This window comes from Streptomyces cadmiisoli, from assembly GCF_003261055.1.
GTDB classification, from domain to species: domain Bacteria; phylum Actinomycetota; class Actinomycetes; order Streptomycetales; family Streptomycetaceae; genus Streptomyces; species Streptomyces cadmiisoli.
This window is the reverse complement of the sequence record NZ_CP030073.1, coordinates 2,527,207-2,547,597: the sequence shown is the minus strand read 5'-3', so window position 1 is coordinate 2,547,597 and position 20,391 is coordinate 2,527,207. Positions and strand designations below refer to the sequence as shown.

Below are 20,391 nucleotides of genomic sequence, written 5' to 3'. Positions count from 1 at the left end.
ACCGTGAAGCGAGCACTTCCCGTCCTGGTCCTGACCGTCGCGGGGATCGTCCCCGTCTGGCGGTACGCACCCGCGGACGGCACGGCCACCGCCGGGCCCGACCGGCCCGCGCCGCCCCCCGCCGCGACCGCCTCCGGCACCCCGTCGGCGGGAGCCTCGGGCGCCGCCTCCCTCGTCGTCGCGGGCCCGACCGTCGCCACCGAGAAGGGCGACGTCCAGGTCGAGGTGACCTTCGAGGGCGAGGCGATCAGTGTCGTGCGGATGCTGAAGCAGCCGAACCACCCGCAGACCACGGCCGCGGTGCCGACGCTGATCGAGGAGACGCTCCGGGCGCAGAGCGCGGACATCGACACCGTGTCCGGCGCGACGATCACCAGCGAGGCGTACCAGGACTCCCTCCAGGCCGCCATCGACGCGCGGGGCGCCTGACGTGCGCCGGGTCGAGCACGTGATGGGCTTCCCCGTCTCCTTGAGGATCGACGACGAGGAGGTCCCCGAGGGGCTCGCCGACGCCGTGTTCGCGTGGCTGCGCGAGGCCGACGAGCGGTTCAGCCCGTTCAAGGAGGGCAGCGAGGTGTCCCGGCTCGACCGCGGCGAGATCGCCCCCGGCGAGGTCGGCGCCGACCTCACCGAGGTGCTCGACCTGTGCGAGCGGTACCGCGTGGCGACCGGCGGCGCCTTCGACGCCCGTCTGCCCGGGCGCGGCCTCGACCCGTGCGCGGTGGTCAAGGGCTGGTCGGTGCAGCGGGCGGCGGAGCTGCTGACGGCCGCCGGGGTACGGCGGTTCTGCCTCAACGCCGGGGGAGACGTGGTCGTCGCCGGCGGGCCGTGGCGCGTGGGTGTGCGGCACCCCGACGACGCGGGCCGGGTGTGCGCCGTCCTGGAACTGACCGACGGTGCGGTGGCAACCTCCGCGCTCTACGAGCGGGGCGGGCACATCGTCGACGGGCGCACCGGACGTCCGGCGACCGGCCTGCTCAGCGTCACCGTGGTTGCCCCGACCCTGACGGAGGCGGACGCCGCGGCCACCGCGGCGTTCGCGCTGGGTCCCGAGGGAGTCGCCTGGGCGGCCCGGCGCGAGGGCTGCGAGGTGTACGCCGTGGACACACGGCGCCGGGTGCGGCGAACCGCCGGGCTGCCGCTCGCGGCGTGACGGGGTGACAGGAGCGGTGCGGCGGTGCGGGGTCGGTCCGAGGGCCTGTCGTCACATTGCTGTCGCTGCCCGAAGGGCGGGGCAGGCGGGAATTTGACGACGGGCCCCGGGCCGGACCGACGCGCCGTACGGCCGATCCGCCGGCGTTCCACCGCCGTTGCACCGCGCCGCGGGACGCACGGGGCGCCTCTCGTGGACGTCCGGGGCGGTCGGACCCTGTCATGGAACGGTGAAGGAGCGCCGGATCCCGCCAGAGTTCGGTCACGCGACCGGTCTAGACTCTCCCCGCAACGGCCCGCCGCCACGGCACGGGCGAGCAACGACAGCCAAGCCCGAAGGGTGTTCGGCGTTTTGATACGGATAGATTCAGTCACCAAGCGGTACCCGGACGGCACGGTGGCGGTCGACCGTCTGTCACTCGAGATACCGGACCGGTCGATCACGGTCCTCGTCGGTCCTTCGGGGTGCGGCAAGACGACGACCCTGCGCATGATCAACCGGATGGTGGAGCCGAGTGAGGGCCGGATCCTCCTCGACGGCGTCGACATCCTCCAGCAGCCGGTCAACACCCTGCGCCGGTCCATGGGTTACGTCATCCAGAACGCCGGACTCTTCCAGCACCGCACGATCGTGGACAACATCGCCACCGTGCCCCGCATGCTCGGCTGGGGCAAGGAGAAGGCGCGCTCCCGCGCCCGGGAGCTGATGGAACGCGTCGGCCTCGACGCCTCCCTGGCCAAGCGCTACCCCTACCAGCTCTCCGGCGGCCAGCAGCAACGCGTCGGCGTGGCCCGCGCGTTGGCGGCCGATCCGCCCGTGCTGCTGATGGACGAGCCGTTCTCCGCCGTCGACCCGGTCGTCCGCAAGGGCCTTCAGGACGAACTCCTGCGCATCCAGGGCGAACTGGGCAAGACGATCGTCTTCGTCACCCACGACATCGACGAGGCCGTCAAGCTCGGCACCATGGTCGCCGTGATGCGCACCGGTGGCCGGCTCGCCCAGTTCGCGCCGCCCGCGGAGCTGCTGACCAGCCCCGCCGACGCGTTCGTGGAGGACTTCCTCGGCGCCGACCGGGGCATCCGGCGGCTGTCCTTCTTCCCCTCCGCGGGCCTGGAACTGCTGACCGCGCCGATCGTCGCCGTCGACGCGAGCGCCGAACAGATCGCCGCGCGCTCCGTCGGCGACGTGCGCTACCTGCTCGTCACCGACCTCGACGGCCGGCCGCTCGGCTGGAGCGCCCCGCGGGAGCTGACCGCCGGGAGCATCGTGCCGGAGCGGCTGCTGCCGCACGGACGGCCGTTCGTCGCCGGCACCGACTCGCTGCGCGCCGCCCTCGACTGCGCCGTGCTCTCGCCCACCGGCTGGGCCGTCGCCGTGGACGGCGAGGGCCGCGCGGCCGGAGTCGTCTCCCAGCAGGCCATCGGCGAGGCGATCCGCGGCGCCCACGCCGAACGGCGTGCGGACGGCGGGGCGGAGAAGGTCGCGCGATGACCGAATTCTTCGACATGCCCAGCGACCTCCAGAACAGCTACCTCGGCCTGGTCGGGCTCCACCTGCGCGAAGCGCTGCTGCCGGTCCTGGCCGGGCTGCTCGTCGCCCTGCCCGTCGCCCAGCTGTGCGTGCGGCTGCGCTGGCTGTACCCGCCCGTGCTGTGGGTGACGACGGTGCTGTACGCCATCCCGTCGCTGGCCTTCTTCGTCGTCCTCATCGACTACACCGGCATGAGCGAGATCACGGTGATGATCCCGCTGGCCGTCTACAGCCTGGTGGTGTTCGTCCCGGCGATCGTGGACGGCGTCCGCTCGGTGCCGCGGGAGACCCTCGACGCCGCCACCGCCATGGGCTTCGGGCCCGTACGACGCTATGTGCTGGTCCAGTTGCCGATCGCCGCTCCCGCGATCTTCGCCGGGTTGCGGGTGGCGTCGGTGTCCAGCATCTCCCTCGTCAGCGTCGGCATGCTGATCGGGAACCAGGGCGCCCTCGGCAACCTGCTCAACAGCGGCATGATCTACAACCAGCCGCGCCTGGTGTGGCTCTCGGTCGTGGGCACCGCCGTGCTCGCCGTCCTCGTGGACGCCGTACTGATCGGCCTGCGTGTGCTGCTGACCCCCTGGATGCCCCGCGGCACCGGGAAGACCGGGCGCGCCAGGACCGGCGCCGACGCCCGGCCCGGACCCGCCGCGCTCGCCCTGAAGGACGCCGCCCGGTGAACGTACTGAACTTCGTCGACGCCTTCTTCAGCGACAGCGCCCACTGGCAGGGCTACGACGGCATCCCGACCCGCGTCCTGGAGCACATCCAGTACACCCTGATGGCACTCGGTATCGCCGCCGCCGTGGGGCTCCCCGTCGGACTGCTGACCGGGCACACCGGACGCGGCGGCAACACCCTCGCGCTCATCGCCACCGCCGGCCGCGCCCTGCCCAGCTTCGGCCTGATGGTGCTGCTGTTCGTGCTGCTCGGACTCGGCATGGCGCCGGTGATGATCCCCTTGGTCGTCCTCGCCGTGCCGCCCATCCTGGTCACCACCTACGAGGCGATGCGCTCCGTCGACCCCGCGCCGGTGGACGCCGCACGCGGGATGGGCATGGCCGAGGCCGAGGTGCTGTTCCGGGTCGAACTGCCGGTGGCGCTGCCGCTGATCCTCAGCGGCCTGCGCTCCGCGGCCATCCAGATCGTCTCCACGGCCACCATCGCCGCCTACGTCAGCTTCGGCGGTCTCGGGCGCTACATCGTCGACGGCCTCTACCAGCGCGACTACGAGAAGGTGGTGGGCGGCGCCACGCTGGTCGCCGTGATGGCGCTGACCACCCTCGCGGTGTTCTGGGCGGTCGGACGCCTCACGGTGTCGAGGGGAGTGCGCCGCAGCGGCTGAGCCCCGGGCCGCCCGCCCCGGCGGGCGGCGGCCGGACGGCGGCCGGACGGCTCACCCCTCGGTGCGGGCCAGCGCCAGTTCCAGTACGACGAGCAGCGCGTCCCGCACCGAGCCGCGCTCGCGGGCGTCGAACACGACCAGCGGGACATGGTCGGCGACGTCCAGGGCCCAGCGGACCTCCTCCAGGGCGTGCTCGACGTTCCCGTCGAAGGCGTTGATCGCCACGGCGAACGGGACCTGCCGGTGCTCGAAGTAGTCCACCGCGGCGTAGCAGTCGTCGAGCCGGCGGGTGTCGACGATGACCAGCGCGCCGACCGCGCCCTCGACGATGTCGTCCCACATGAAGCCGAACCGGTCCTGGCCCGGAGTCCCGAACAGGTACAGCTTCAGCGTGGGGTCGATGGTGATGCAGCCGAAGTCCATCGCGACCGTGGTGGTCGTCTTGCGCGGGGTGTGGGTCAGATCGTCCACGCCCGCCGCGACCTCGGTGATCGCCGCCTCGGTGGTGAGCGGCTCGATCTCGGAGATCGCCCCCACGGCGGTGGTCTTGCCCACGCCGAAGCCGCCCGCGATGACCATCTTCACCGGCAGCGGCGGCCGTACGGCTCGTCGCGCGGCCGCGCCGATGGTGAGCGGTTCAGTCGGTGTCACGGAGTACCCCCCGGGAGTCGGGGATGGCGCGGAGGCCATCGATAACCCTTCGCAGGACGGACGCGTCGTGGGTGACGGCGGTGTTCGGCACGTACACCGCCAGATGACCGGCGCTGCGCAGGTCCTCGGCGAGGACCCGGACGACGTTGAGATGCAGCCGCAGCCGGGCGGCGATCTCCGCGATCGACTGCGGCTGCCGGCAGGCGGCCACGATGTCGTGCCGCTCGAAGGACAGCCGGTCGAGGAGGTCGAGCCCTTCGGCGGTGGCGACCACCTGCGTCTCGACCGGGATCGTCCGGCCGGACGCGGTCTCGCCCGCGCCGGCCACCCGCCCGGAGGTGACGAGGAAGGGCCGCACGGCGGGGACGGGGCCCGGGGGCGTGGAGCCGTCCTCGCCGGCACTGCTCACAGCGCGGCCGTCCGCCATGGGGTGTCTTCCTCCTCGACCGGGCGGGGACCGGTCAGCCCGTCGACGGGACGCCGACGGTGTTCTTCAGTTCGAGCACGAGCTGCGGGCTGAGCGCGGCACCGGCGCGGTTGGCGAACAGCGTCATCTCGTACGCGATGTTGCCCAGCTTGGCCTCCTTGTCGGCGACCACGCCGAGCACGGCACCGCTGCCGATCGCGGAGACCAGCACATGGCCGCCCTCCAGGTCGATGATGACCTTGTTGAGGGCCCCCAGGCCGTAGTTGCCGGACGCGCCGGCGGCGAGACTGGTGAGGCCGGAGACGATCGCCGCCAGCCGCTCGGAGTGTGCCCGCTCCCGCAGCTGCGCCACGGCGATGAGCAGGCCGTCGGAGGACACGGCGATGGCGTCGACGACGCCCGCGGTCTCCGTCGCGAAACGGTTCAGCAGCCACGTGAAGTCGGCCGCGGCGGCCCGCAGTTCGTCCGGCGTGGAATCTCCCGTGGGAGTACCACCTGTCGACGTGCTCACTGCTCCGCTCCTTCCGGGAGGTCCTGGTCGTGCGAGTCGCTGGGTTCGGGGGCCGTGCCGAGGGCCGGGGAGCCGCCGGCACGGGTGCTGTCTCTGTCGCTGTCTCTGCTGGTGTCTCTGTCGCTGTCGTGATGCGCGCGTGCCACGGCCGCCTCGAACTCCTCCAGCGCGCTGCGCACCGCCTCGGCGTCCGCGGGGGCGGCCGTCGGCCGGGCGGCCTGCCGGTCGGCCTCGGCGGGGGTGCGCAGGGTGGCACCGCGCACCCGGCGGCGCAGCGGGCGCGAGCCGCCCGGCGCCGTCCCGTCCGGCCCCGTCGCGCCCGGTGCCTCCTCGCTGCGGGCCTTCGGAATGAGCGGGGCCCGGTCGCCCCCGGCCGTCTCACGGCGGGGTACGCGGCGGGGGAGGGAGGCGGCGTCGTCCTCGCGCCGGTCGTGTCCGGGCCGCGGTGCGCCCGCCGAGGCCGCGTCCTGCGACGTGGTGTCGGCCGACGGGACGCCCGCCGAGCTGGTGGCCGCCGCGGCGGCGTCCGCCGCGGTCCGGTCCGTCGGCGCGGGGACCGTGCGGTTCGGGCGGGTGCGGTCGCCGCCGGTCGTGGTCGCCGGGAGCGGGCCGGAGTCCGTGCCGGACGCGGCGGGGATCGCGGGCGGCTGCGGCAGGCCCGGCTCCAGCGCGCTCATCGTCAGCAGCAGCGACGACGGGATCGACACCTCGGCGGTCACTCCGCCCCCCGGCGTCCGGGACAGCGTCACGCCGATCTCCCAGCGGCGGGCCAGGTTGCCGACCACGAACAGACCGAGCACCTTCGTCGGCACCAGGTCGAGGCGTTCGCGGCGCACCAGCCGGGCGTTCTCCTCCGCCAGCCGCTCGGCGCTCATGCCCAGGCCGTGGTCGGCGACGGTGATCGCCGCTCCGGCGTCCCCGGTGTGCACGGTCACCTCGACGGAGCTGCCCGCGGGGGAGAACGACACCGCGTTCTCCAGGAGTTCCGCCACCATCAGCGTCAGGTCGCCGACGATGTCCGGCTCCACCATGATCTCGGTACCGGCGTGCAGTTCGACCCGCTGATAGCCCTCGATCTGGCCGAGCGCGGCCCGTACGACGTTGGTGAGCGCGGTCGGCCCGGAGTCGAGGACCGTCTCGCGGATCCCGGCCAGCAGCATCAGACTGTCGGCGTTGCGGCGCAGCCGGACCGCGATGTGGTCGATGCTGTAGAGGCGTTCGAGCAGGGCCGGGTCGGTCTCGCCGCGCTCGACGGCGTCGATGAGGGCGAGCTGCCGGGTGGTGAGGTTGCTGACCCGGCGGCCCACGTTGCCGAACATCTCGGCCACGTTGCGCCGGCTGAGCACCTGGCGCTCCAGCAGGGCGGCGGCGGTGGTCTGCACATGGTTGAAGGCCTCGGCGAGTTCGCCGATCTCGTCCTTCGCGCCGACCGGGATCTCGCGCAGCCGGGGCGGCGCGTCGTCCTCGGCGTCGTCGTCCGCCACCCGGTCGAGTTCCCGGCCGGCGACATCGGCCACCTGCCGGGCGGCTCCGGTGAGGGCCTGCACCGGCCGGACCACCGACCGGCGCACCACCACCGAGAACGCGCCCCAGACCAGGAATCCGACGAGTGCCACGGCGAGCAGCCAGGCGGCGTTCCACCAGGCTTCGTTGGAGGCGTCGTCGGCGCGGTCGGCGATCCGGTCGATGAGCGAGGCGGTGATCCGCAGCCGGCTCTCGGACTGCTCCCGGTACGCGGGATAGGAGGCCAGGGCCTCGGTGAACCTCTCGCGGATCTCGGCGGGGGACCCGGCCTGCAGCGTGCTCGGGTCGATCTGGAGCTCGGCGTACTGCCGCAGGATGGTCGCCTGCGCGCCGCTGTGCTCGATACCGCGCAGGGCCGCCGCCTGCTCCTCGGTGGCGAACCGGCTGAACCGCTCGGCCTGGTGGGTGTACAGCTCGTAGGCGCCGACCGCGCCGATGAACTCGATCAGCGCGTTGGAGTCGCCGGTGGTCGCGGAGAACACGCTGGTCTCGAAGGAGCTGTGCGCGGCGTCGGCGCGCAGCAGGGAGTCCAGCAGATTGCCGGTGAAGGTGGCCGCGAGGGCCGCGTTGCGGTCCAGGCCGAGGCCGTCGATCAGGCCCTTGGCGGCGTTGGTGTAGGCCGGGTCGATGTTGTCGGCGGGCAGATAGCCCTCTTCGATGGTCCGGCGCAGGCTGCCGAGGCCGCTGATTTCTCTGAGCGCCTGCGCCTCGGTGTCCGGCAGTCGGTCGCCGAAGGTGGCGCGGACCTTTCGGACCTGGGCGTCGACGGCCTTCTGCGCCTGGCGGTAGGCGGCCGGCGAGGGCTGCGCGCCGGTCTCCCGGGCCTCGTAGCGCACCGACAGCAGGATGGCCTGCTGATGCTCGGTCTCCACCCGGTCGACGAGCTCCGCGACCTGGGTGCTGTCCCGGACGAGGGTGGCCGCCTCGGCGGCGCTGCGCGCCTGCATCACCTGGTCGGAGATGAGATAGGAGAGCAGCAGTCCGAGTCCGGCGAGCGGCACACCGACCAGGACGTTGAGCTTGCGGCGGAAAGGCCAGCGGTCGGTGAAGCCCCGGACGCCGCCCCTCGCTGCGGCTTCGCCCCGCTCGTTCGTGGACACCGGGCCTCCTTCATCGGGTGTCGCACGGCGCGCCATGAACGCGCGTGTCCGGTCGAGTGTCGTTTTCGATCGGCTCCGGTTGGTGCGTGAACGGGTGCACGACGACACCGGTGCGGCTTGTGTCACCGCTGTGACCGGAGAGCAACTGCGGGGAGACTATCGCCTCTTGCGACGTGTCTTGACGCCACTCCACGTCAAGAATCCGTTACAACCCGCTCCGCGGCGCTCGACGTCCGCTACCGGATCGTTCGTAACCGATCGCACACCGACGCCAATTGGTGACCTGGCCGCTCTTGACTGACCGAGAACCCGCTGGATTGGATCAGTGGATGCGGTGTGTCCGCACCCCGCATGCGCGAACACCCGCACGGCCGCCAACGTCAGGCGCCCCACACATCCTCGGCCCGGAACGGGAATTGTGACTTCAACCGTGAAGAGCAGCTGGTTCACAACGAGACACCGCGGCACGGCCGCCGCCGCCCTCGCCGTCACGGCGGCGCTGGTCGCGGGCTGCGGCTCGTCCACCGACGACGAGTCCGACAACCCGCTCTCGGAGGGCAAGGCGGACGGCGGCACCGTCGTCGTCGGCTCCAACAACTTCGCCGAGAGCATCCTGCTCGCCGACATCTACGGCGAGGCGCTCAAGGCCAAGGGCATCAAGGTCGAGTACAAGCCCAACATCGGCAGCCGCGAGACGACCTACGGCCTGCTCAAGAACGGCTCCATCACCGTTCTGCCCGAGTACAACGGCTCCCTGCTGGCCTATCTCGACCCCGACGCGGAGCAGAAGTCCATCGAGGCCGTGAACGCCGCGGTCAAGACCCAGCTCGACGAGAAGCTGACGCTGCTGGAGTCGGCGCCGGCCGAGGACAAGGACTCGGTGTCCATCAACGCCGAGACCGCCGAGAAGCACGGTCTGACCGCGCAGTCCACGCTCGCGGACCTCGAGGACATCGCGCCCGAGCTGGTGATCGGCGGCTCGCCCGAGTTCCAGACCCGGCACCAGGGCCTCATCGGTCTGGAGAAGGAATACGGCCTGAAATTCAAGTCCTTCAAGGCCCTCGACGCCGGCGGACCGCTCACCCAGGCCGCGTTGACGAAGAACACCGTGCAGGCCGCGGACATCTTCACCACCGACCCGACCATCACCAAGGAGAAGTTCGTCGTCCTCCAGGACCCGAAGAACCTCTTCGGGTTCGCCAACGTGACCCCGCTCGTCTACAAGAGCGGGCTCTCGCAGGAGGGCATCGACGCGCTGAACGCGGTCTCCGCCAAGCTGGACACCAAGACGCTGCTCGACCTGGACTCGCAGGTGCAGCTGGAGAACAAGGATCCGCTGGACGTCGCCAAGGACTGGCTGGAGACGGTCGGTCTGAACTGACCCACGCGACGGGAACGCGCACCGACGACGGGACGCGGGCACGGCCGACCTCCGGCCGTGCCCGCGTCCCGTCGTCGTGTCCGCCCGGGCCACGCGGCACGGGGGAGCGGAAACGGGGCAAGCGCGGTCAACAGGCGGACGGCGAGGGTGGATTTCCGGTCGGATCAAGGGTTTCCCCTGTATCCCCGTGACCTCCCCTTTGCCTATCGTTCCTGCACAGCTGACCGGCCGGTAACCCCGCAGGGTCGGCTTCGCGCCAGGCCGGTCCCGCACATCGCTTTTCGACCAACCCCCCTCCGCTTCGACGACGAAGCGCATCGACCGCCGCTCCGCGCTGTCCGGAGCACGGCCACGAAAGGCATTCCCTTGCGAACCTCCCCTGCCCTCGGACGCAAGCTGATATCCGTCGCCACCGTCTCGGCGGCACTGCTCACGGCCGCCACCGCGTCGGCCGCCGCGGCCCCGGAACCCGCCCCGCGGGCCGCCGTCCCGGCGGCACAGACCGAAGCGGCCCCCGGCACCCCCGCCGACCGCCTCATCGTCGGCTACAAGTCCGGCGCCGCCGAGGCGAAATCGGACAGGGCCGCAGCGGCCGACGCCGAGGCGAAGGGCGCGGGGGCCGAGGAGAACCTGGACTTCCGGCGCCGGCTGGGCACCGGCGCCGCCCTGGTCGGCCTGGGCGAGGACCTCACGCGGACGGACGTCGCCGACGTCGTCGCCGAGTACCGGGCCGACCCGCAGGTCGCGTACGTCGTACCGGACCGCCTCAACACCCCGCAGGCCGACCCGAACGACACCGACTACGCCAAGCAGTGGGACCTGTTCGAGGCCACCGCCGGCATGAACGTCCCCGGCGCGTGGCCGACCTCCACCGGCAGCGGCGTGACCGTCGCGGTGATCGACACCGGCTACGCGGCGCACTCCGATCTCGCCGCGAACATCGTCGGCGGTTACGACTTCATCGCCGACACCGCCGTGTCCGTCGACGGCGACGGCCGCGACGGCAACCCGGCCGACCCGGGGGACTGGTACAACGCCGGCGAGTGCGGCCCGGGGGTCCCGGCCGGCAACTCCTCGTGGCACGGCACGCACGTGGCCGGCACCGTCGCCGCGGTCACCGGCAACAACAAGGGCATGGCGGGCGTCGCCCACGGCGCGAAGGTCTCCCCGGTCCGCGTGCTCGGCAAGTGCGGCGGCTACGACTCCGACATCATCGACGCCATCACCTGGGCGTCGGGCGGCACCGTCTCCGGTGTACCCGCCAACGCACACGTCGCCAAGGTCATCAACATGAGCCTCGGGGGCGACGGCGCCTGCACCTCGGCCACGCAGAGCGCCGTCGACGCGGCCGTGAACCGGGGCACCACCGTCGTCGTGGCGGCCGGCAACGACAACGACAACGTGGCCGGCCACTCGCCGGGCAACTGCAACAACGTCATCTCGGTCGCCGCGACCAACCGCAGCGGCGCCAAGGCGTCCTACTCCAACTACGGCTCCCTGGTGGACATCGCCGCCCCCGGCGGTCAGACCGGCACCGGCACCGCCAACGGCATCTACTCCACGCTGAACTCCGGCACGCGGACGCCGTCCACGGAGTCGTACGCCTACTACCAGGGCACCAGCATGGCCGCCCCGCACATCGCGGGCCTCGCCGCCCTGATGAAGTCGGCCGAGCCCGCACTGACCCCGGCGCAGATCGAGTCGGCCATCAAGACCAACGCGCGGACGCTGCCCGGTTCGTGCTCCGGCGGCTGCGGCGCGGGTCTCGCCGACGCGGCCAGAACGGTCCAGGCGGTGGCCGGGGGTACGCCCACCGGCCCCACCTTCTCCAGCACCTCCTCCGTCGCCGTACCGGACGCGGGGGCGGCGGTGGAGTCGCCGATCACCGTCAGCGGCCGCAGCGGCAACGCGCCCGCCGCGCTTCAGGTCCAGGTCGACATCACTCACACCTACCGCGGTGACCTGGTCGTCGACCTGGTCGCGCCGGACGGCTCGGCGTACCGCCTGAAGTCCTCCAGTTCCTCGGACTCCGCGGACGACGTCAGGACCACCTACTCGGTGAACGCCTCGGCCGAGACGGCCGACGGCACCTGGAAGCTACGGGTCCAGGACGTCGCCGCCCAGGACACGGGCCGGATCAACGCCTGGAGCCTGACCTTCTGAGGCCGCGGGCCGCGAACGGACGGTCCGGCCGGTGCGGATGGGCGCCGGCCGGACCGCCCGCTCCTCAGCCGCGGAACGCCGGCAGATGCTCGGTCGCCCACTCCCGGTAGCTCCGGGCCGGGCGGCCGAGCAGGGCGGGGAGCGTCGGGTCGGGGCGGGCCTTCCCGCCGTCCCGGCCGCGCACCCCGCTCGCCAGCAGGGCACGCGCCACCGGTTCCGGATGGCGGCGCAGCAGCCCCGCCAGTGCCTGCTCGCCGGTCGACTCGACGAAGTCGAGCGGTCGTCCCAGCAGCTCGGCGAGGATCCGCGTCTGCCGCCGCGGACTGACCGGTTCGGGTCCGGTGAGCGCGTACGCCCGTCCCGCGTGCGCCCGCGGGTCGGTCAGCGCCCGTGCCGCGACCTCCGCGAGGTCGCCCGGATCGACCGCGGCGACCTCGGTCGTGCCGTTCAGCGCGCGCACCACGCCCTCCTCCCGGACCGAGCGGGCCCAGCCCAGCGTGTTGGACATGAAGGCACGCGGTCGCAGCAGGGTCCACGACAGACCGCAGTCACGGAGCAGCCGCTCGTTCTCCCGCTGCCAGCGGGTCACCAGATCGGTCGCGTCGGGCTCGGTCACCGACTGGGTGGTCACCTTCACCACATGGCGGACTCCCGCCGCGCGCGCGGCCGCCAGGAAGTTCTCGTCGTGGGCGTGCGTCAGGGGGTCGACGGTGACGAGCAGCGCGGCCCGCACCCCGGTCAGGGCCCGCCGCAGACCGTCGAGGTCGCCGAGGTCGCCCGCCACGACCTCGACCCGCGGCCCGGCCGGGCCGGTCGCGCGGCTCGGGTCGCGGGTCAGCAGCCGCAGCGGTACGGAGCCGGCCAGGCGCCGGGCGACCAGCGAGCCGACGGTGCCGGTCGCCCCGGTCAGCAGGATCACGAGACCGCCCTGGCGAGCGGGTCGAGCGGTTCGAGGGAGTCGAGCGAACCGAGGACCCGCGCGCCCCGGTCCGCCCGGCTGTCGAGGCCCAGCAGCAGACCCGGCACCGCGATGCTCGGCAGCATGTGGGACCACAGCACGGACAGCCGCCGGCCCAGATCGGCGCGACCGGTCAGGGCGCGTGCCATCAACTGGATGCCGGTGAACGAGCCCACCAGCAGCTCCACCGTGTCCCGGGGGTCCACCGTCGGCAGCAACTCCCCCTGTCTGCGGGCCTGTTCCATCAGCGGTGTCAGATGGTCGGCCCACTGCCGGAACGGTCCGGTGTGGTCGACCCCGGGCGGCGCGCACTGATCCACCGCCAGCCGCACGCTGCCGCGCAGCAGCGCGTTGCTCAGCAGCCGCTGGCCGACGACGAACGTGATGTCGATGACCTCCTGCAACTTGCAGGGCTGCGAGGGAATCGCGCCGAACGGCACCTGCTCGTCGAGGACCGCCTGAGCGAGCGATTCCTTGGAGGGAAAATGGAAGTACAGCGCGCCTTTGGTGACTTCGGCACGCTCCAGAACCATGGCGATGGTGGTCGTGGTGTAGCCGTGCTCGTCGAAGACCGCGCCCGCCGCTTCCAGGATCGCCCTGCGTGTCCTGATGGCGCGCTCCTGTTTCGCCATGAGAGACCCTCCCCGGCGCCCAGTTGGCCGGTTACTGCCATGGGCGCCACATCGTGCCAGAACTGCCCCGATCATAGAGTGCTACGGAGTGATCTCATTGAAAACAAACCGGTCGCCTCGTATTCTGGCAGCCACCCGCGGCGGACACCTCACCGTTCGCCTGGCTCTCGGGGGACCGTAGGAGAGACATGCCTCAACCGCGGCAGCTTGCCGAAACCCCGTCCCTGATGGCGACCGTCCCCCGGCAGTTCGTCCACCGGGCCGCCGTCGCCGAGACCTTCCTGACCGACTGGAAACGGAACGGTGAGGACCGATTCTCGGTCTCCGCCCAGTGGCCGCGCGCACACGGGTTACACGTGTCCTCCGACCGCTCCGCCTACGAGCCGCTGCTCGTCGTGGAGACGGTGCGCCAGGCCGGGACACTGATCGCGCACACCGAGTACGACGTACCACTGGGGTTCCATTTCGTGCTCCAGCAGTTCGAAGTGGACACATTTCCTGAGCATTTGACGCTCGGTCCCGTACCGGCCGAACCCGTCGTCGAACTCGACTTCGCCGAAGTGCGTCACCGCGGCGGCAGGACGGCCGGCGCCCGCTACACCGCCGAAGTCCACGTGGAGGGCGCGCACGTGGCGTCCGCGAGAGTGGCCTTCACCTGCGTCGGCGACTCCGTCTACCGCCGTCTGCGCGGCGGCCGCACCCCCGACACCGTGTCCGCCCGGTCCGTGCCGCCCGGACTGCCCGCGGACACCGTGGGCCGCGCCCTGCCCGCGGACGTCGTACTGGCTCCGACGGAGCGCGACGACCGCTGGCAACTGCGAATTGATACGGGACATGCTGTTTTTTTCGACCACCCTCTCGACCACGCGCCCGGCATGCTCCTGCTGGAGGCCGCCCGCCAGGCCGCCTGGGCCGGAGCGGCGAAGACCGGCCCACCCGCCTCCTTCCACGCGGTCTTCCATCGCTACGCCGAACTGGACGAACCCGTCTGGATCGAGGCCGAGGAGCAACAGGGGGGCGGGGTGAACGTGTTGGCCACACAAGAGGGGGCGAAGGTCTTCGAGTGCCAGGTGGGCGTCATCGACGAGTGAGCTATCGTTGGCGGTGCAATAAACAAACGGCGTAACCCGTTTTTATTTCAGGGAGTCCAGCCGATGGCGAGGCAGTTACGAGCCGAACAGACCCGCGCGACGATCATCACGGCCGCTGCCGACCTGTTCGACCGTCATGGTTACGAGTCGACCAGCCTCAGCGACATCGTCGAGCACGCCGAGGTCACCAAAGGCGCGCTGTACTTCCACTTCGCGGCCAAGGAGGACCTGGCGCACGCCATCATGGAACTCCAGTCGCAGGCCCTGCGCCGGCTCGCCCGCGAGGTGGACGGCTGGGACTGCTCGTCGCTGGAGGCCCTGATGCGCATCACCTTCGGCCTGACCCGGCTGACCGTCGAGGGCCCCGTCGCCCGGGCCGGACTGCGCCTGGCCACCGGGGGTGTGGGAGTGCGGCCCCCACTGCCGCACCCGTTCACCGAGTGGCGGGAGATCGTCTCGCGCAGACTGCTCGGCGCCGTCAAGGAGTCCGACATCCACCCCGACGTCGACATCGACGTCGTCACCCACTCCCTGGTCAGCTTCTTCGTCGGTATACGCGTCACGGGCCGCACCCTGGAGTCGCAGCTCCGGCTGCCCCGCCGGGTGACCGAGATGTGGTACGTCCTGATCCGCGGCCTCGTACCGGTGACCAGGCGACCGCGCTATCTCGCCCTCGCCACGCACCTGGAGCGGGAGATCAGAATCGGCTGAACCGCGCGATACGGTGAGCCGCATGCCCGCCACCGCGCCCCTGCTCCTCGGCGACGAACCCGGTTCCTTCCCGCACAGCGTGCTCGCCGAACGGCATCCCGCGATCATCCGGCAGGTGCGCGGGGCCTTCCCCTACGGTCCCGACCGGCGGCGCGCGCTGGACGCGCTGCTCGTGAGCTGCACCGAGGGTGCGATCGAACCGCTGCCGGCCGACGCGCACGACCGGGACCGCTGGGGCGCCTGGGGGCTCGACACCTACGCCGGGCGTTCCTGGTTCGACGTGCCGTGGCTGTGGTCCGAGAGCTACTTCTACCGCTGCCTCCTCGAAGCCGTCGGCCACTTCGCCCCCGGACCCTGGCAGGGCATCGACCCCTTCCGCCCCGACAAGCTCGCCGAACTCGACTCGGCCCGGACGGACGAGGAACTCGCCGCGCTCGACGGCCTGGCGGACCTCACGGCCGACGAACAGGACCGTGCGCTGCTGCACGGCTCGCTCTGGGGCAACCGCGCCGACCTCGGATTCCGGCTGTCCGCCGAAACCTCCGACACCCCGGCCGCCGTCCCCGCCCTGGTCGCCGACGACAGCGACACCCTGTGGTCCCTGCTTCCGCCGTCCGGCGCGGGCACCCTGTACCTCATCGCGGACAACGCCGGCCGCGAACTCGTCCCGGACCTGCTCCTCGTCTCCCGTCTGCTCGCCGGAAGCCGTGTCGAACGGGCCGTCCTGCACGTCAAGCCGCACCCGTACTACGTCTCCGACGCCACCCCGGCCGACGTCCTCGACGCACTGCGCCGGCTGACGGCGGCACCGGGCGCGGCCGCCACGCACGGCCGCAGGCTGTGGCAGGCGCTGACCGACGGCCGTCTCACCGTGCGCGCCCACCCCTTCTCCTGCGGTCCGCTGCCGTACGCCGAGATGCCGGACGACCTGCGGGCCGAGTTCGCCTCGGCCACGGTGACGATCGTGAAGGGCGACCTCAACTACCGCCGGCTCGTCGGCGACCGGCTGTGGGCCCCGACGACACCGTTCGCGGACCTCACCGGACACTTCCCCGGCCCGGTCGCCGCCCTGCGCACCCTGAAGTCCGACGTGATCTGCGGACTCGACACCCGCACCGTGACCGCGCTGGACGCCGCCGAAGGCCCTCGCTGGCGGACCGGCGGCACGCACGCCCTGATCCAGGTCAGGGCCTGAGAGCAGGTCCGCCCGCCCGCCGCGGGCGGCACCGGCCGTCCCGGTCCAGGCGATCCGCGGTCCGGCCGGGCGGGGAGGTACGCCACAAGGCCCGGCGACAACTGCCGGATTCACCGCCGATTCACGCGATGGTGTGATCATGTCCCGGCGCTCGGATGTCCCCGATGGGCCACGGGTAGGGCCACGGCCATGACGCAGCAGCCCTTCGAACTCCCGCACTTCTACATGCCGTATCCCGCGCGGCTGAACCCGCACCTCGACCGGGCCCGGGCCCATTCGACCCAGTGGGCACGCGACATGGGCATGCTGGAGGGTTCCGGGATCTGGGAGCAGGCCGATCTCGACGCGCACGACTACGGCCTGCTCTGCGCCTACACCCATCCCGACTGCGACGCCGAAGCCCTCTCGCTCATCACCGACTGGTACGTGTGGGTCTTCTTCTTCGACGACCACTTCCTGGAGATCTTCAAGCGCAGCCAGGACCGCGCCGGCGGCAAGGCCTACCTGGACCGGCTGCCGCTGTTCATGCCGCTCGACCTGTCGGCCGACGTACCGGAGCCGGAGAACCCGGTGGAGGCGGGTCTCGCCGACCTCTGGGCGCGCACCGTGCCCTCGATGTCCGCCGACTGGCGGCGCCGGTTCGCCATCGCCACGGAGCACCTGCTCAACGAGTCCCTGTGGGAGCTGTCCAACATCAACGAGGGTCGGATCGCCAACCCCGTCGAGTACATCGAGATGCGCCGCAAGGTCGGCGGTGCGCCCTGGTCCGCGGGCCTGGTGGAGTACGCGACCGCCGAGGTGCCCGCCTCCGTCGCCGGCGCCAGGCCGCTCAGGGTCCTGATGGAGACCTTCTCCGACGCCGTCCACCTGCGCAACGACCTGTTCTCCTACCAGCGGGAGGTGGAGGACGAGGGCGAGCTCAGCAACGGCGTCCTCGTGCTGGAGACCTTCTTCGGCTGCACGACGCAGGAGGCCGCCGAGGCCGTCAACGACGTCCTGACCTCCCGGCTCCACCAGTTCGAGCACACCGCGCTCACCGAAGTGCCCGCGCTGGCGCTGGAGAAGGGCCTGACCCCCGCCGACGTCGCCGCGATCGCGGCCTACACGAAGGGGCTCCAGGACTGGCAGTCCGGCGGCCACGAATGGCACATGCGCTCCAGTCGCTACATGAACGACAACGCCGTGTCCGCCTCGCCCTGGAGCGGGATCACGGGGCTCGGCACATCGGGTGTCGACGTGCGGTCGCTGCTCGCCGCCGCCGGCGGGGAACGGCTGCGTGCCTACACGCACGTGCCGTTCCAGAAGGTCGGGCCGTCCCTGATCCCCGACATCCGGATGCCGTACCAGGTCCGGCTGCACCCCGGCCTCGACGGGGCGCGGCAGCGCCTGCTGGACTGGTCGCACCGGATGGGCATCCTCCAGGAGGGCGTCTGGGACGAGGACAAACTCCACGCCAACGACCTGCCGCTGTGCTCGGCCGGACTCGACCCGGACGGCACCGAGGAGGCCCTCGACCTCAGCGCCGGCTGGCTGGCCTGGGGCACCTACGGCGACGACTACTACCCGCTCGTCTTCGGGCACCGCCGTGACCTAGCCGCCGCGCGGCTGTGCACGGAGCGCCTGTCGGCCTGCATGCCCGTCGACGGGGGCGAGCCGCCCGTCCCGGCGAACGCCATGGAGCGCGGTCTGACCGACCTGTGGCGGCGCACCACCGTCACGATGGACCAGGAGGCCCGACGCCGGCTGAAGGCCTCGGTCGACGTGATGACGGAGAGCTGGCTGTGGGAACTGGGCAACCAGATCCAGAACCGTGTCCCCGACCCCGTCGACTATCTGGAGATGCGCCGCGCCACGTTCGGCTCCGACCTCACCCTCAGTCTGTGCCGGATGGGACACGGCCCGGGCATCCCCGCGGAGGTCTACCGCAGCGGCCCGGTCCGCTCGCTGGAGAACGCCGCCATGGACTTCGCGTGCCTCGTCAACGACGTGTTCTCCTACCAGAAGGAGATCGAGTACGAGGGGGAGATCCACAACGCCGTCCTGGTGGTGCAGCACTTCTTCGGCACGGACTATCCGACGGCGCTCGGAATCGTCGGTGACCTGCTGAACCAGCGCATGGAGCAGTTCGAGCACGTGGCGGCCACCGAACTGCCCGTCGTCTGCGCGGACTTCAGGCTGACCGGGGAGGCCCGCACGAGCCTGGACGGTTATGTGACCGCGTTGCAGAACTGGATGGCAGGCATCGTGAACTGGCACCGCGGCGTCGACCGCTACAAGTCGCACCACCTGGCGCGACGCACGCACGGTTTCCTCCCGGACCGCGCCTCGGCCGCCGTGCCCGCTCTCCTCAGCTGAGCCCGCGCACCTGCCGGGCCGTCTCCCCGGCGAGCTCTCGGACACCCTTGGCGGCGGCCTCCGAGAGCTCGCCGATCACGGCCTCCGCGACCGTGAGGACCGTGCGGGCCTGCGCCCCCTGGCCCGCCTCGGCCAACGTCCGGGCCAGCGCGCAGTGCTCCTCGGCGACGAACCGGCCGAGGTTCACCCCCTGCCAGTTCCGCAGTGTCTCGTCACCCGGGCCGGCCAGGATGTCCCTCAGCAGGGTCAACGTGCGTGCGGCATCTCCGGGCCGGCCGGACGTCCGCTCCAGCCGGGCCTGCGTCAGCCGCGCCGACACACGGTCCCAGGCGGATTCCTGAAGGGCGGCGTACAGCCGCTGGGCGCGCAGCGCCTGCGGGAGGTCGCCGAGTCGCTCGAACTCGACGGCGAGCCAGTGCAGAGGGGAGGTGTCGAGACGCTGCTGACCGCGGGGGGAGCGGAGCTTGCTCTGGTCCATGACGATCTCGTCCAGCGCGCGGATCAGCTCGACTCTGGCGAGCTCCGTCATCCCCTGGTCCAGCGCCAGTTCGGTCCAGGTGGACGCGGGCTCGTCGGCGGGGTCGGTGCCGAACAGGGCCTCGTCCAGGCCGCGTGCCCAGCCGCGCAGCTCCTCCGCGTCCGCGTCGGTCCCGGGCACGTCGCTCAAGCCGCACCCGGTGTCGAAGTCGGTGTCGCGCACCTCGTGGAGCAGCGGCAGGTCTTCGGGGTGACCGTGCAGTCCCACGAGCACGGCGGCCAGCCGCAGTTCGTCCGTCATCGACGAGGCGGCCTCGTGCTTCAGCAGATGCCGCAGCAGATCCAGGTCCCCTTCGGCGCGGTCGAACTGCGCCGCCCGGAGGGCGACCCGCCGCCGTATCGCGTCGTCGGCGAGCGCGTCACGGATTGTGTGGTCGCCGGAGCGCAGCAGCGCGAGGTCGGCGCGGCCCGTGGCGAGGACGGGCTCCCACAGCGGCGGCCTCGCATGCCGGTCGAGCCGCTCGTACGCGCACAGCTCCTCCTCGTTGAGCAGCAGGAAGTCCGGTTCGGTGCGCAGCAGCGCGGAGTGCAGCAGACCCACGAGTTCGACCGGGGAACGGTCCGCGAACCCCAGGGCGGCGCGGAGTTCGGCGCGCTCCTCGTCGATTCCGTAGCAGTCCCGGAGCTCGTCCTCGGTCTCGGCTACCCGCGCCAGGATCGCCGCCTCGCCGTCGTCGGGCGACAGGTTCCGGTAGTCGGACCAGCCGGGCAGGCCGACGACCATCTCCAGCGCCTCGTCCACGGTCGAGCCGATGACGCCGGCCGAGCCCTCGGAATCGGCGTACAGCACCGAGCCGTCCGCGCACAGGAAGTACGTGCCACCCGTGTCGTCTCCCGCCACCACTTCGAGCGGGCCGCCCGAGGCGAGGCGGACCGGCTCGACATGGCCGTGCGCGGCACGGGCCAGGTCGAAACCGAAGGGGAAGGCGGCGAGGGACGCCAGGCGGCCATCGCCGCGGAGCAGGCGCAGGGCGTGATCCGTCATGTCACAGAAAGTAACAGGCGGCAGTGACAACGGGTCCGGGCGCGGATCACGGCGGGGGCCGGAGCGGTGATCCGTGGAGTGTGGACCGGTGTGCGAGGTAGGGCTGTCGGGGTGGAGGCCGTACCGGGTCCGGGTGTCGCGG

The 20,391-nt window shown here is 71.8% G+C and carries 18 protein-coding genes; 11 read left to right on the top strand and 7 right to left on the bottom strand.

Annotated features, from left to right (window positions below; translation table 11 throughout):
- Window positions 1–3: 3 nt before the first annotated feature.
- From DN051_RS10635 to DN051_RS10615, 5 genes are all read left to right on the top strand, one after another.
- Window positions 4–429 carry an FMN-binding protein gene (locus DN051_RS10635; RefSeq protein WP_112438592.1) on the top strand — a complete coding sequence of 142 codons (426 nt, stop codon included), beginning with the start codon at window positions 4–6 and terminating at the stop codon, window positions 427–429.
- A 1-nt stretch (window position 430) separates the two neighbouring features.
- Complete coding sequence (locus DN051_RS10630; protein WP_112438591.1) at window positions 431–1,153, top strand: FAD:protein FMN transferase; 723 nt, start codon at window positions 431–433, stop codon at window positions 1,151–1,153.
- A 351-nt stretch (window positions 1,154–1,504) separates the two neighbouring features.
- Complete coding sequence (locus tag DN051_RS10625) at window positions 1,505–2,644, top strand: ABC transporter ATP-binding protein (protein ID WP_112442213.1); 1,140 nt, start codon at window positions 1,505–1,507, stop codon at window positions 2,642–2,644.
- Window positions 2,641–3,363: an ABC transporter permease gene (locus tag DN051_RS10620; RefSeq protein WP_053758365.1), complete on the top strand. Its 723-nt coding sequence runs from the start codon at window positions 2,641–2,643 to the stop codon at window positions 3,361–3,363. The genes DN051_RS10625 and DN051_RS10620 overlap by 4 nt, the downstream gene beginning before the upstream one ends.
- Window positions 3,360–4,028: an ABC transporter permease gene (locus DN051_RS10615; protein WP_053758364.1), complete on the top strand. Its 669-nt coding sequence runs from the start codon at window positions 3,360–3,362 to the stop codon at window positions 4,026–4,028. Before DN051_RS10620 ends, DN051_RS10615 begins: the two co-directional genes overlap by 4 nt.
- 51 nt (window positions 4,029–4,079) lie before the next feature.
- Here DN051_RS10615 and DN051_RS10610 read toward each other — a convergent pair whose 3' ends face one another.
- The 4 genes from DN051_RS10610 to DN051_RS10595 are packed head-to-tail and all read right to left on the bottom strand — an operon-like array spanning window position 4,080 to window position 8,241.
- Complete coding sequence (locus DN051_RS10610; RefSeq protein ID WP_112438590.1) at window positions 4,080–4,679, bottom strand: GTP-binding protein; 600 nt, start codon at window positions 4,677–4,679, stop codon at window positions 4,080–4,082.
- Window positions 4,666–5,106: a DUF742 domain-containing protein gene (locus DN051_RS10605; protein WP_053758362.1), complete on the bottom strand. Its 441-nt coding sequence runs from the start codon at window positions 5,104–5,106 to the stop codon at window positions 4,666–4,668. Before DN051_RS10605 ends, DN051_RS10610 begins: the two co-directional genes overlap by 14 nt.
- A 34-nt stretch (window positions 5,107–5,140) precedes the next feature.
- Window positions 5,141–5,617, bottom strand: coding sequence for a roadblock/LC7 domain-containing protein (locus tag DN051_RS10600; protein ID WP_053758361.1), 477 nt, complete (start codon window positions 5,615–5,617; stop codon window positions 5,141–5,143).
- Window positions 5,614–8,241, bottom strand: coding sequence for an ATP-binding protein (locus DN051_RS10595; protein WP_246040990.1), 2,628 nt, complete (start codon window positions 8,239–8,241; stop codon window positions 5,614–5,616). Before DN051_RS10595 ends, DN051_RS10600 begins: the two co-directional genes overlap by 4 nt.
- Window positions 8,242–8,659: 418 nt before the next feature.
- On the opposite strand from DN051_RS10595, the gene DN051_RS10590 reads away from it, so the two are divergent.
- Both DN051_RS10590 and DN051_RS10585 read left to right on the top strand, forming a co-directional pair.
- Window positions 8,660–9,622 carry an ABC transporter substrate-binding protein gene (locus DN051_RS10590; protein ID WP_112438588.1) on the top strand — a complete coding sequence of 321 codons (963 nt, stop codon included), beginning with the start codon at window positions 8,660–8,662 and terminating at the stop codon, window positions 9,620–9,622.
- Between the two features lie 366 nt (window positions 9,623–9,988).
- A complete protein-coding gene (locus tag DN051_RS10585) occupies window positions 9,989–11,785 on the top strand; it encodes a S8 family peptidase (RefSeq protein ID WP_112438587.1) in 1,797 nt (598 codons plus the stop codon).
- 64 nt (window positions 11,786–11,849) lie between these two features.
- Here the strand turns inward: DN051_RS10585 and DN051_RS10580 are convergent, their stop codons facing one another.
- Window positions 11,850–12,704 (bottom strand): NAD(P)H-binding protein, encoded by an 855-nt coding sequence (locus tag DN051_RS10580; RefSeq protein ID WP_112438586.1) that lies wholly within the window; start codon window positions 12,702–12,704, stop codon window positions 11,850–11,852.
- The gene (locus tag DN051_RS10575) at window positions 12,701–13,375 is read right to left on the bottom strand and encodes a ScbR family autoregulator-binding transcription factor (RefSeq protein WP_053758357.1); all 675 of its coding nucleotides are present in this window, start codon (window positions 13,373–13,375) and stop codon (window positions 12,701–12,703) included. The genes DN051_RS10580 and DN051_RS10575 overlap by 4 nt, the downstream gene beginning before the upstream one ends.
- A 188-nt stretch (window positions 13,376–13,563) precedes the next feature.
- Here DN051_RS10575 and DN051_RS10570 point away from each other — a divergent pair, with 188 nt between their 5' ends.
- The 4 genes from DN051_RS10570 (at window position 13,564) to cyc2 (ending at window position 18,727) form a co-directional block, all read left to right on the top strand.
- Window positions 13,564–14,466, top strand: coding sequence for a ScbA/BarX family gamma-butyrolactone biosynthesis protein (locus DN051_RS10570; protein WP_053758356.1), 903 nt, complete (start codon window positions 13,564–13,566; stop codon window positions 14,464–14,466).
- 63 nt (window positions 14,467–14,529) lie between these two features.
- Window positions 14,530–15,177: a ScbR family autoregulator-binding transcription factor gene (locus tag DN051_RS10565; RefSeq protein WP_112438585.1), complete on the top strand. Its 648-nt coding sequence runs from the start codon at window positions 14,530–14,532 to the stop codon at window positions 15,175–15,177.
- A 22-nt stretch (window positions 15,178–15,199) separates the two neighbouring features.
- Window positions 15,200–16,372, top strand: a complete 1,173-nt coding sequence (locus DN051_RS10560) for a damage-control phosphatase ARMT1 family protein (protein ID WP_112438584.1) — start codon at window positions 15,200–15,202, stop codon at window positions 16,370–16,372.
- A 189-nt stretch (window positions 16,373–16,561) separates the two neighbouring features.
- Window positions 16,562–18,727, top strand: a complete 2,166-nt coding sequence (gene cyc2 / locus DN051_RS10555; RefSeq protein WP_112438583.1) for a germacradienol/geosmin synthase Cyc2 — start codon at window positions 16,562–16,564, stop codon at window positions 18,725–18,727.
- Here cyc2 and DN051_RS10550 read toward each other — a convergent pair.
- A complete protein-coding gene (locus tag DN051_RS10550; RefSeq protein WP_112438582.1) occupies window positions 18,720–20,249 on the bottom strand; it encodes a hypothetical protein in 1,530 nt (509 codons plus the stop codon). The genes cyc2 and DN051_RS10550 overlap by 8 nt on opposite strands.
- Window positions 20,250–20,391 lie beyond the last annotated feature (142 nt).